This is a genomic window from Mucilaginibacter sp. NFR10, assembly GCF_900100445.1.
Lineage (GTDB): Bacteria > Bacteroidota > Bacteroidia > Sphingobacteriales > Sphingobacteriaceae > Mucilaginibacter > Mucilaginibacter rubeus.
Window position 1 is genome coordinate 434,544 of the sequence record NZ_FMTV01000002.1, and the last position, 13,202, is coordinate 447,745.

The 13,202-nt window shown below is 44.1% G+C and carries 6 protein-coding genes; 5 read left to right on the forward strand and 1 reads right to left on the reverse strand.

What is annotated here, in order from left to right:
* Nucleotides 1-8 precede the first annotated feature (8 nt).
* The 5 genes from BLP33_RS09720 to BLP33_RS09740 all read left to right on the forward strand — a co-directional run bounded on the left by BLP33_RS09720 (nucleotide 9) and on the right by BLP33_RS09740 (nucleotide 11,219).
* Nucleotides 9-2,681 carry a glycoside hydrolase family 2 protein gene (locus BLP33_RS09720; RefSeq protein ID WP_090526984.1) on the forward strand — a complete coding sequence of 891 codons (2,673 nt, stop codon included), beginning with the start codon at nucleotides 9-11 and terminating at the stop codon, nucleotides 2,679-2,681.
* Nucleotides 2,682-2,694: 13 nt separating this feature from the next.
* Nucleotides 2,695-4,989 (forward strand): family 20 glycosylhydrolase, encoded by a 2,295-nt coding sequence (locus tag BLP33_RS09725; protein ID WP_090526986.1) that lies wholly within the window; start codon nucleotides 2,695-2,697, stop codon nucleotides 4,987-4,989.
* Between the two features lie 17 nt (nucleotides 4,990-5,006).
* A complete protein-coding gene (locus tag BLP33_RS09730; RefSeq protein WP_090526987.1) occupies nucleotides 5,007-7,124 on the forward strand; it encodes a discoidin domain-containing protein in 2,118 nt (705 codons plus the stop codon).
* Nucleotides 7,125-7,191: 67 nt separating this feature from the next.
* A complete protein-coding gene (locus BLP33_RS09735) occupies nucleotides 7,192-9,468 on the forward strand; it encodes a GH92 family glycosyl hydrolase (protein ID WP_090526989.1) in 2,277 nt (758 codons plus the stop codon).
* A 665-nt stretch (nucleotides 9,469-10,133) separates the two neighbouring features.
* The gene (locus tag BLP33_RS09740; protein ID WP_090526991.1) at nucleotides 10,134-11,219 is read left to right on the forward strand and encodes a DNA topoisomerase IB; all 1,086 of its coding nucleotides are present in this window, start codon (nucleotides 10,134-10,136) and stop codon (nucleotides 11,217-11,219) included.
* Between the two features lie 115 nt (nucleotides 11,220-11,334).
* Here the strand turns inward: BLP33_RS09740 and BLP33_RS09745 are convergent, their stop codons facing one another.
* Entirely contained in the window at nucleotides 11,335-13,191 is a 1,857-nt protein-coding gene (locus BLP33_RS09745; protein ID WP_090526993.1) for a M56 family metallopeptidase, read from the reverse strand.
* Between the last annotated feature and the right edge of the window lie 11 nt (nucleotides 13,192-13,202).

The window sequence follows — 13,202 nt, forward strand, 5'->3', positions numbered from 1 at the left end:
CCAAATAAATGACAACAACCCGTTCGGCAGGCAGATCTGCATTGTTTAAATTTTCATTAGTGTTATCCGTCCTTGCTTCTGGCGTTTATCAAAACGCAGGGGCGCAAACCAGCTACGAGCTTAATAGCGGCTGGAAATGTACGTCAATGAATAGTGTTAAAGATAATGGCACTATTATATCTCAAGCCAATTATGATCTGGCTGCATGGAATCCTGCAGTTGTGCCTGGAACGGTGCTTACAACCCAGGTAGCCAACAAACAGGTACCTGATCCATTTTACGGGATGAATAATGAGAAGATCCCTGATATCTATAAGGTAGGCCGCGATTATTATACTTACTGGTTCGCCAAAGATTTTAAAGAGGCCGCGCCAACCGGCAGCAATCAAACTTACCTTAACCTCAGGGGTGTAAATTACAGTTGCGATGTTTTTCTTAACGGGCATAAGCTTAACAGCAAACTACATAAAGGTATGTTTTTGCGCCAGAGCTATAACATTACGAAATGGCTGAGTAAAAATGGTAATAACCGTTTAGCGGTGGTTGTCTATCCTCCGGATGTGGTTGGTAACCCCAATGGGGGCCAGGGTGGCGATGGCACTATTGCACGTGGCGTAGGTATTCAATATACCGCAGGCTGGGATTGGATCCAGCCTATTCGTGACCGTAACACAGGCATTTGGGATAAGGTAACTATTGAGCATACCGGCGCGGTAGTTATTAAAGATCCCCATGTAGTTACCCTTGTTCCGGGTGTTCGTCAGCCGGAAGGTGCGCAGCAGCCGGCTATTGTACAGGTGTCTGCCGAAGTTGAAAATACTACAGGTACTGCAGTAAGTGGTACTTTACAATATAATTTAGATGGCAAGCTGGTGTCACAGCCGGTTACCCTGAAAGCCAATTCAAAACAGGAAGTTAAACTGGCGGATTACAGCCTTAAAAACCCTAAGCTTTGGTGGCCTAATGGCTACGGTCCGCAAAATTTGTATAAGCTTAATTTGCAGTTTGTAGCAGGTGGCAAGGTATCCGACCAAAAACGCATTGAAGTTGGCGTACGCCAGATCACTACCGAGTGGAACAATAAAACCGAAAGTCGCCAGGTTAATGTGAACGGCCAAAAGGTATTTATTAAAGGCGGTAACTGGATCATCTCTGATCAGATGTTACGTTTCAGCGATGCCCGTTATGATGCCGAAGTTCGTTTTCACCGTGATATGAACCTGAACCTGATCCGTGTTTGGGGTGGTGCGCTGATTGAACGCCCGGAGTTTTATGAGGCTTGCGATAAATACGGTATGCTGGTTTTTCAGGATATGTGGGGATCGGGCGATTGCAATGGTCGCTGGATAGATCCGATGAAGGCTGATGACCAATGGACCCGCCGCAAATACCCTGATGATCATGACCTGTATTTAAAATCGGTTGCCGATCAGGTTAAACTGGTGCGTAACTTCCCATCGCTTGCTATCTGGTGTGGTGGTAATGAGATCACTCCGCCCGAAGATATTTTTGCGGCCCTGCGTGATACCATTATGCCTAAGCTCGATAATACCCGTTGGTTTATCCCGTATTCAAACTCCGAAGAAATGTCGCGCAATGTACAGGGCGGCAACGGGGATGGCCCTTATGGCATCCAAAGCCTTACAACTTTCTGGGACCATCAAACCTATCCGTTCAACTCCGAAGTAGGTTCGGTTGGGGTGAGCGATTATGAATCATTAAAACGCTTTATCCCTGCCGAAAATATGGTAGTGCCCGAGTTTGACGCTTCTACCGGAAAAACTAAAACAGACCCGGTGTGGGAGTATCATAAATACATTGGTTATGATGGGTTTATTGATAAATACAGTAAGGCTAAAAACGTTGAAGACTTTGCAACTAAAGCACAGTTAGTAAATTACGATCAGTACCGTGCCCTCATGGAAGGCTTCAGCTCACATATGTGGGATTGGTATACAGGCACTATCATCTGGAAAACCCAAAACCCATGGACAGCCATGCGTGGCCAGATGTATGATTATTACCTTGATCCTAATGCTTGTCTTTACGGTTTACATAACGGTAGCGAACCGTTACACATCATGTATAACCAAACCGATGGTATGGTTATGGTAGCCAACAATACTTTTAAAACACATAGTAATATGTTACTGGTTGCCAAAACCTATGATATGGATGGTAAGGAGAAAGTGCTGACAAAGGTTTTTGCCGATGTTACACCAACTACTACCAAACGCTATTTATCGCTTAAAAGAGAGATTGAAAAAGAAGCAAAAGACAAAGGTGTTTTCCTTTGCCTGCAGCTGTTTAAATCGGATAAAGAGGTGATCAGCGAAAACGTTTATTGGCTGCCCGACGCTAACGGCGATTTCTCCGGCTTACAAACAATGCCGAAAGGTAATTTGGGCGCTACTGCCAGGTATTTGAAAAATGGCAAAGTAGAAGTAACGCTGACCAACGAAGGTAATGGCGCGCTTGCATTTTTCAACCGCCTGTCTTTAGTTAATGCTGATACGAAACAACGCGTCCTCCCGGCCTTTTACAGTGATAATTATGTAACGGTATTGCCGGGACAAACTAAAAAAGTTGTTATCGACCATAATCCAGGTGCAGATAAAAACCTTGCAGTAACTATTGGAGGCTGGAACATAACAGAACGTACTATATCTATCGACAAATAACAAAAAGAAGACAATGAAGACTATTTCAAAATATTTGTCGGCTGCAGCATTATTGCTTGCCTGTACAAGTGGTGTTAATGCCCAGGAAACGGCGTCGAAATTTCCATTGATACCTTATCCTGCCCAATTAACTGCGGGAGAGGGCTCATTTACTATCACCTCTAAAACGGCTATTGTAAATGCCGGCGCTTTTAATACCGAAGCTTATGCCTTGAAGGATTTGTTGCACAAAGGTTTAGGCACGCCTGTTGAAGTGAGCAAGATAAAGAAGGCCCACGCCATAAATCTTGTTTATGATGCAAGCATAACTACTCCCGAAGCTTATCGCATGAGTGTTACTAAAGAGCAGGTGGTTATCCGCGCGAAAGATCCGGCAGGTGTGTTTCATGCGGTAGAAACTATTCGTCAGTTATTGCCCGTTGGTATAGAAGCTGGTGTTGTGCAAAGGCAATTGTCATTGCCGGTTGTGGCTATAGAGGATGCACCTGTTTACGAATGGCGTGGTATGCATCTGGATGTATCGAGGCACTTCTTCTCGGTAAGTTACCTGAAAAAGTTTATCGACCGGATGGCTTTGTACAAAATGAATAAGCTGCACCTGCATTTAACGGATGATCAAGGCTGGCGTATCGAAATAAAAAAATACCCGCTGCTTACCGAAGCTGGCGCATGGCGTACGTTCAATAACCAGGATTCGGCCTGCATGAAAAAGGCTAAGGACAATCCCGATTTTGTGATCGATAAAGAGCACATCGTTCAAAAAAATGGCAAAACCATGTACGGTGGTTTTTATACGCAGGAGGAAATGAAAGGCGTTGTTGCTTATGCTGCTGCACGTCACATCGATATTGTTCCTGAAATTGATATGCCGGGGCACATGATGGCTGCGATCAACTCATATCCGTTTTTAACCTGCGATGGCGAAAATAAATGGGGCGAGCTGTTCACCAAACCAATCTGCCCGTGTAACGAAAGCACCTTTGAGTTTGCCGAGAATGTGTTTACCGAGATCATGCAGATCTTCCCGTCAAAATATATCCACATTGGCGGCGATGAGGTTGATCGCACCAATTGGGGCAAATCAGATGCTTGTAAAGCCCTGATGGCTAAAGAAGGTATTAAAGACCTGGCCGGCTTGCACAGTTATTTTATTAACCGTATGGAGAAATTCTTCAATTCCAAAGGTCGTGAGTTGATTGGTTGGGATGAGGTAATTGAAGGTGGCATTAGCCCAACGGCTATTATCATGTACTGGCGCACCTGGGTACCTGATGCACCGGTTAAAGCTGTTAAGAATGGCAACACCGTAATCATGACACCCGGCGAACCGCTTTATTTCGATAATCAGCCAGATCAGTATTCTGTTAGCAAGGTATATCATTTTAACCCGGTACCCAAAGTGCTGAATGCCGAAGAAGCAAAGTCAATTATAGGCGCGCAGGCTAACCTTTGGTCAGAAATGATCCCTTCAGAAAAGCGTGCCGATTATATGTACATGCCGCGTTTAACCGCATTGTCTGAAATGCTTTGGACACATAAGGATAGTGAGTACGATTCATACCTGAAGCGTTTAACAGAGCAGTACAAAAGGATGGACGCGTTGAAGATCAACTATCGTTTGCCCGATCTGCCAAATTTGCTTAATCAATATGTTTTTATAGATGAAGGCAAGCTAAGCATAGCGTCTCCATTGCCAAGCCTTACTATCCGCTACACTACCGATGGTACTTTGCCAGATGCTAAATCACCTGTATTGCCATCTCCATTAACTATTTCAAAGTCGGAATTGGTAAGGGTTGCCGCGTTTACACCAACCGGGACACGTGGTGATGTTTATAATTTGAACTACACACAACAGCAAATGCTTGGTCCGGTAAAAATTGCTCCACCTAAACCCGGGCTTACAGCTACTTATTATAAGGCTTTCTTTAAAAAGACTGCGTTAATGCAAAATGCAAAGGTTGACAGCACGTTTAGTACTGATAAAATAGAAGTACCTGCTACGGTTAAAGCTCCGTCATTTGGTATTACTTACAAAGGTTACATCGATGTGCCAGCTGATGGTATTTACAGCTTTTATTTAACCTGCGATGATGGTGGCGTACTTTACGTTGGCGATAAAACGGTTGTAGATAACGATGGCAATCACTCGGCGCAGGAACGGAGCGGGCAGGTTGCCCTTAAAATGGGTGCACATCCGTTTAAGCTTGATTTTATTGAAGGCGGCGGCGGCTTTAAACTGCTGCTAAAATATAGTGTTAATGGCTCGGCCCCACAGGATGTGCCGTCGTCATGGTTCAAAAACTAATTATCTAATAACCAATTATGAAGAAGTTTACAGGCATCGCCTTATTATTATTGGCTACAGGCTTAAACGGTTTTAGTCAAACGGCCCCAAAACCTTATGGCGTATTGCCCACACAGGGACAGCTCAACTGGCAGGAAACCGGGATGTATTGCATTATCCATTATGGGGTGGACACTTACACCAACAAGGAGTGGGGCTTTGGCGATGAAGACCCAAAGATTTTTAACCCATCGCAGTTTAGTGCACTGCAGATTGTGGCAGCCGCAAAAGCCGGCGGTTTTAAGGGTGTAGTTGTGGTTGCCAAACACCACGATGGTTTTTGTATTTGGCCAACTAAAACTACGGAGCACAATATCACCAAAAGCCCATATAAAAATGGCAAGGGCGATATGCTGAAAGAATATCGTGAGGCTTGCGATAAGCTTGGTATGAAACTGGGTGTTTACTGCTCGCCATGGGACAGGAACAACCCCAACTATGGCACGGCCGAATATGTTAAGACTTATCGTGAGCAATTGAAAGAGTTGTATACCAATTACGGTCCGTTGTTTATTTCATGGCATGACGGTGCTAATGGTGGCGATGGCTACTATGGCGGCAAACGAGAAGTGCGAAAAATTGACCGTTCAACTTATTATGGCTGGGATACTACCTGGGCTATAACCCGCAAATTGCAACCAAATGCTGTTTTATTTGGCGATGTTGGTCCGGATGTGCGTTGGGTAGGTAATGAGGAAGGTCATGCGGGCGAAACCTGCTGGGCAACTTATACGCCACATGCTCCTGATGAAGGCAAAACCCCGGCTAATGGTTATGTGAAAGATTATGAAGGCACCGAAGGCACCCGTAACGGTAAATATTGGATGCCTGCCGAGTGCGATGTTTCATTACGCCCCGGATGGTTTTACCATAAAACACAGGATGAAGGTGTGAAATCGCCTTATACCTTGCTTGATCTGTATTACAAAAGTGTAGGCCGTGGTGCAGCGCTTGATTTAGGTTTATCTCCTGATCCGCGTGGTATTATTAACGAGATCGATGTTAAATCATTAACTGAGTTTGGTAACCTGCTTAAACAAACTTTCGCAGTTAATTTGGCAAAAGGCGCAACACTAACAGCCAGTAATGTGCGTGGTGGCAACAAAGCCAAATTCGGTCCGCAGTTTTTGTTAGATGACAACCGTTACAGCTATTGGGCAACTGACGATAAAGTGACTACTCCTGAATTAACTATCGATCTGCATTCACCTAAAACATTTAATGTGATCCGCCTGCGCGAAAATATCAAGCTTGGACAGCGTATTGAAGCCGTTGCCGTAGATGCTTATTTAAATGGCAAATGGGAGCAAATAGGCGAAGCTACCAGTATTGGAGGTAACAGGCTGATCCGTTTAACGCAAAATATCACTGCAAGTAAATTACGGCTGAGGGTTACTGCTTCGCCGGTGGCTATTGCCTTGAGCGATTTCGGGATCTATAAAGAGCCGGTGCATTTAACAGCACCAAAAGTATCACGCAATAAAAAAGGAGAGATTAGTATTACCACCGAAGCGCCGGTAAGCGCGATACGCTATACGCTTGACGGGCATGAGCCAACATCGAGCTCTCCGGTTTATACTAAGCCGTTTGTGCTTAATGAGGGCGGAGTAGTAAAAGCCCGGAGCTTTGAAGGTAAAAATCAACAAAGTGAAAGCGCTTATGCATCATTCGGCTTTGCTAAAACCGATTGGAAATTAGTGGATGCTACTGCGGCTAATGACCAATGGAACAAGGCCGAAAATGCCTTTGATGAAAATACCGGTAGTCTTTACAGCACACTGAAAAAAGAAGATGCGCAATTCCCGCAGCAGATCAGCGTTGATTTGGGTAAAGAACAAAAGATAAAAGCATTTGGCTATTTGCCAAGGCAGGATAAACAGGCCCAGGGCATTGTTGATAGCTACGTGTTTTATGTCAGCAACGACGGCAAAACCTGGGAAAAGGTGGCGTCGGGCGAGTTTTCTAATATCAAATCGAACCCAATTGAGCAGCCTGTCGCATTAAAGCAGGAGGTTAGCGCGCGTTATATTAAATTTGAAGCTACGCATGTAATTGCAGGCAATGGTATTACCGTAGCCGAATTAAGCGTTTATTAATAATCTATTAAGTATTGGGGTTTAATTGGCAGCAATATAAACCTCAATACTATCATTTAAGTAAAGAATGAAAAAACAACTCGTTTTGGCCAGTTTACTGGCCCTGGTTAATTTAAGCTCCCAGGCACAAAGGCATCAATCGCAGCCTATGAAAAAAGCAGGCGGTTTAACGCAATATGTCGATCCGTACATCGGTACCGGTTTCCACGGTCACGTTTTTGTGGGCGCAAACGTTCCCTTTGGTGCCGTGCAGTTAGGCCCAACCAACATTTCTGAAGGCTGGGACTGGTGCTCCGGTTATCACATTTCTGATTCTACCATCATCGGCTTCCAGCATACCCACCTGAGCGGTACCGGCATAGGTGATTTAGGCGATATTTCTTTTATGCCAACAACCGGGCCAATCAACGTATACAAGGGCAGTAACAAAGATTTAAAAAGTGGTTATGTGTCGTTGTTCAGTCACAAGGATGAGGTTGTAAAACCCGGATATTATAAAGTAAAGCTTAAAAAATATGATATCGGCGTCGAGCTTACCGCCAGTACCCGTGTTGGTATGCATAAGTACACTTTCCCGGCGTCAAAAGATGCGCACATCCTTATTGATCTGCAGGAAGGCATAGGCTGGGACAGGCCAATGGAAACCTATATTAAACAGGTTGATAAGAATACCATTTGCGGCTACCGTTTTTCCAAAGGCTGGGCAGATGATCAGCGTATTTACTTTACTGCTGTGTTTTCAAAGCCCATTAAAACTTTCGCGGTTTACGACAGTACGGCCAACGTTAAAGGTACTGAGCTAAAAGGGGAAAAGGTAAAAGGCGTAATCAGTTTTACTACCACCAAAGGTGAAGTGGTTTACGCTAAAGTGGGAATCTCGCCGGTAAGCGCAGAAAATGCCATGCTTAATATTAAGGCGGAGATCCCGGGCTGGGATTTCAATAAAGTTGTTACAGATGCCGATGCAGCCTGGAATAAGCAATTCCAGAAAATTGTGATCAAAGCTGATTCATTGTCTCAGATGAAGAAGTTTTATACAGCTTTTTATCACACTATGATAGCGCCGTCTATTTTTAACGATGTAAATGGCGAATACTGGGGAACCGATAAAAAGGTGCACAAAAACGAAGGTTTCAATAATGTAACCACCTTTTCATTATGGGATACGTATCGCTCCAACAACCCGTTGTCAACCATTATCCACCCGGAGCATGTGAACGATATGATCAACTCTATGCTGGCCATCTACCAGCAACAGGGCAGTTTGCCGGTTTGGCATTTGATGGCTAATGAAACCAATTGTATGGTGGGCTATAGCGCAGTACCTGTTGTTGCCGATGCTTTATTAAAAGGCTATAAAGGCTTTGATGCTAATCTGGCTTACGAAGCCATGAAAACTACAGCCATGGGCGATGACCGTGGTATTAAATATGTGAAAAAATATGGTTATATCCCGGCAGATAGTAGCCGGGAATCAGTTTCAATGGGTCTGGAATATGCCATTGACGATTGGAGCTTGGCGCAGGTGGCCAAAAAACTGGGTAAAACTGAAGATTATGCTTACTTCAGCAAACGCGGTGCCTACTACAAAAACTATTATGACGCCAAAGCTGGTTTTATGCGTGGGCGTTTATCGCAGGATGCATGGCGTACACCTTATAGCCCATTCATCTCTATCCATGAAACCGGCGATTTTACCGAAGGCAACGGCTGGCAATATACTTTCCTTGTTCCGCAGGATGTGGAAGGTTTGATTGATATGCTGGGTGGCGTTGATAAATTCAATACCAAGCTCGATTCATTATTTATTGCACAGGGCGATATGGGTAAATTTAAATCGCCGGATGTATCTGGTTTGATAGGTCAGTATGCCCACGGTAACGAGCCAAGCCACCCGATGAGCTACTATTATGCTTACTCAGGCAAGCCATGGAAGACAGCCGAAAAGGTAAGGTTCATCCTTGATGATTTTTATACAGATAAACCAGATGGTATTATCGGTAACGAAGATGTTGGCCAGATGTCGGCCTGGTACGTGTTATCCGCAGTTGGTTTTTATCCGGTTAACCCGGCTAACGGCCTGTACGTATTTGGCAGCCCGGTGGTTAACGAGGCTACACTGCAATTGCAGGGAAACAAGAAATTCCATGTAGTAGTTAAAAATAATGGCCCTAAAAATAAGTATATCCAGGCCATGACGCTTAATGGAGCTAATTACACCAAAACTTATATCAAGCACACTGATGTGATGCAAGGCGGTGAACTGGTAATTACCATGGGCGATAAGCCCGGTACTGTTTGGGGCGTTGGGGAAGCTAACAAAGCGGTCTCGGTGTTGAAGTAGATCCTCTTGGAAGTAGATCATCTTGCTACGTCATTGCGAGCGTAGCGCGGCAATCGCACGGAAGCAGAGCCGCCATGTACAGCATGCAATTGCTTCGTACCTTACAGCAATGACATGAGTTTATTGAATTAAAAAGGGATGCCCGGCGGCATCCCTTTTAATTTTTGCGCGTGGTCGGTGTTATCACTATGAGTGTTCGGAAGATTTCAAATTCCCCCCTTGGGAGGGGTGTGTTGGAAATGTGCGGTGGCAGGGAGGGGTTTATCCGCTATTTCAAACGAATAAGTACGTCAATGAAACCCCTCCCTGCACCCTCCCAAAGGAGGGAGTCGCACAATCCCACGCTCTGTTATTTCTTCCGAACACTTATGGTATTATCACCGCACCAGCAGGCTGCTTACCTTTTCCAATGAAACAGAATTTATCAAATTATGCGATAGCATGATAACACAGGCAGCAGGAGGGGGTTAACAGGGTTAACATAATTTGAAAATTATTAAAATAAATTATTGATTGTCAATTGTTTAATAAGATGTTGGGGTTACGCGAAAGATTTGCAATAATTCAGCTTGTGGTCGGTGTTAGCACGCTTGAGCTTGCAGAAATATCTCCATAAGATAAATCCCTAATTAAAACTTAATCTTGCCTTGACATGTTATCTCAACATGAACCGTCTCCTTAAAAAGCTCGAAAAAATTGGCCGCGATCCTAAGATCACTGCAAGGGCAGTTGGCTTGCGTTATGTTTCTGACTCATCGCCGGGATATACCCGCAAAAAATCGGGAAAGGGCTGGAGCTATTATGATGCGGATGGTAACCTTATAAAAGACAAAGAGTTAATAACAAGGTTCAATAAGCTGGTGATTCCGCCGGCTTATACGAATGTTTGGATTTCGCCTTACGACAACGGTCACCTGCAATTTACCGGTACAGATGCCGCTGGGCGCAAACAATACCGTTACCACACCTATTGGAACCAGATCCGCAATCAATCCAAATATCATCGCATGCAGTCTTTCGCCGCGCACTTACCGGCAATTCGTGAGCAGGTAGATAAAGATCTGGCAAGACGTGATCTTGGTCATGAAAAGGTGGTAGCATTGGTTGTAAGGTTAATGGAGTTGACAAGTATCAGGGTGGGGAATGAGTCGTACAAAAAGTTGTATGGATCATTTGGTTTAACAACTTTGCAAAACAGGCATGTAAAGGTTGAAGGTTCTAATTTACGATTTGAGTTTAAAGGTAAAAAAGGGGTGTTTCACAAAGTATCGCTCCAGAGCCGTAAGCTGGCCCGTTTAGTAAAGCAATGCCGGGATATTCCGGGAAAAGAGCTTTTTCAATACTATAATGAGGATGGAACCCGTTGCAGTGTTGGTTCAGGCGATATCAATAATTACCTGCACGAAATAACCGGCGAGGATTTTACAGCCAAGGATTTCCGTACCTGGGCCGGCAGTGTGAGTGCGCTATACGCCTTTAAAGAAGCCGGGGAGTTTAATAGTATAACCGAATGCAAAAAGAAGATTGTGAGCGTTTTGGATGAAGTTGCTATAAACCTTGGGAACACGCGTACTGTGTGCAAAAAGTACTACGTGCACCCATCGGTTATTAAAAGTTATGAAGAAGGCACCATTTTTAAGTATATCAGCCAGCTTGATGAACGCGAAGAGGTAAAAGCCGCCGAACTTAATATTGCTGAGAAAGCCTTACTCAACCTGCTGGAAACGGAAAAACTGGCCGAGGCCAGTTGAAGGTTGATTATGTTTAAAGTTGCTTAAGAGAGTGGTTATTTCTATTAAATATTAACTGATCTTATCTTATCGAAATAAAACTACTCACCTAATCCAACTTAATCAACCAATTACTTTACTTTTTACGGGTGGTAATCACTACTACACCGTCTTTGGCTTTATCGCCGTATTTTTTCGTACTGTCATCGCCTTTCAATATCGAAATGCTTTCTATTTTGTCGGGATTAAGTTTCTTAAAGGCTTCTGTGGAACTTGTTTTACCGTCTATTACAATTAATGGGTCTTTATCGCCATTAGTCATAATGCTCATTCCGTTTACGTTTAACGCCTTAACGTTTGCTTTTTTGCCGTAGCCGGTAACAACCACATCGCCTCCATTTGCCACTATCGCGTCATCATCGGATTTTATGCTGTATGAAAGGGCCGTTGGTTTAGCTTTTACGCCGTTTATGGTTATGCTGCTACTGCCAGTTCCGCTTGATGAGCTGGTAGTGTTTTTTGAAATGTAAGTTTTTACATTGCTGTAAGTTTTACCACCACTTTTACTAACCGGACCAACAGTTACTATGTTAATATTGTCATTGTCATTTAGCACAGTATAGCCGCTTAGGTTGGTGTTAACCTTTTTAAAAGTAATGTTGGGTACATCTTTTTCGAGCTCGTCCTTATTAGGAGCGTCTTTAGTAATTATGTAAGCAACTTTAACAGGTTTGTCATCATCAATTTTTACAAACTTTCGGGCGTTATCGCCGGTAAGTATATACATGTTCTCGATTTTTGTCGGATCGAGGGTTTTACTGGTAGATACCACGCCATTTATCACAAATACCAAAGAATCTTTTTTAATGAATGCAAAAGATATCTTTAGCTCTTTATTAGTATCCGGTTTGGCGGCCATTGGCGCGATAGCTATTAATGGTGTAAGTGAGGGTTGAGGCACGGCCGCCGGTGTAACCATTGGTTTTGCAGCAGGTGTTTTGTGGATTGGTTTACCTGCTTTTACCGGTTTTGCAGATGGAATTTCGTCTGCATTGATGTTAATGATCCTGGCCAGTGGTTGTACCGCGGCGGCAAGGGTGATCCTCACCGGTTTGGCAAAGTCAGCTTTTGAAATGCTGAATACCAGCAACAGGGCCATAACGGCCGGCACTACAAAAGCGTAGCGGGTGAGGTTAAGTTTCGACGATCTTTTCGCGTTCATCATGATTATCCGTTTTTTTATAGTTGAAATATTGAAATGGTTTACAATGCCGGGTTGGTTGTTGTTAAAGCTTACATTAACCAAACTGTATTGGTATGCTTTACTGTCGATACCGTTTTTGAGGATCTTTCGATCAGTAATAAACTCGATGTTTTCCCTTACCGCCCGCTTAATAAGCCAGATGCCCGGGTTAAACCAGTAGAAAATGCTGCTGAGCTCGGCTAACAAAATATCGGCAGTATGCCACTGGTTTACGTGTACCTGCTCATGCAGCAGGATTGATTTCAGATCGGCGGGTTCATGTTTGGCGGGGTTTACATAAATGCTTCGCCAAAAGGAAAACGGGGCGGAGTCTTTGTCCATCACCCTAACTAAATGGTCGCCTATGTATTGAGGTTTGGAGTTTTTATACAATCGTAAAAGGGAAAAAAGCTGTAAGGCCAGGCGGATGAGCAGCAAGCCGGCACCCGTCCAGAAAATAATGCTCAGCCAGTACCAGTAATCAAATGTTTGAACCGGCTGGTTCACCAGTTGAGCCGGCGACTGCCAGTTAATGGCTATCTGCTCCATAGGTTTGGCCAGCTCCTCATGCCGCTGCACAAAAGCCGAAAAATTGATCTGTGGATAAATACTGGCAAACAGGATGGCTGCAAGCAAATAGATCCGGTTAAGCGTATAAAAGGTGAGGGGCCTTAGCACCAGGTAATAGCCCGCGCAAAACAATAGCAGGGCTATGTTCACTTTCAGTAAAAAAACAAATGTTGCCGGCATGGTTGTAAGGT

Coding starts and splice junctions, on each gene's coding strand:
- BLP33_RS09745 (WP_090526993.1), bottom strand. CDS start 13,191: ATGCCGGCAACATTTGTTTTTTTACTGAAAGTGAACATAGCCCTGCTA.
- BLP33_RS09720 (WP_090526984.1), top strand. CDS start 9: ATGACAACAACCCGTTCGGCAGGCAGATCTGCATTGTTTAAATTTTCA.
- BLP33_RS09725 (WP_090526986.1), top strand. CDS start 2,695: ATGAAGACTATTTCAAAATATTTGTCGGCTGCAGCATTATTGCTTGCC.
- BLP33_RS09730 (WP_090526987.1), top strand. CDS start 5,007: ATGAAGAAGTTTACAGGCATCGCCTTATTATTATTGGCTACAGGCTTA.
- BLP33_RS09735 (WP_090526989.1), top strand. CDS start 7,192: ATGAAAAAACAACTCGTTTTGGCCAGTTTACTGGCCCTGGTTAATTTA.
- BLP33_RS09740 (WP_090526991.1), top strand. CDS start 10,134: ATGAACCGTCTCCTTAAAAAGCTCGAAAAAATTGGCCGCGATCCTAAG.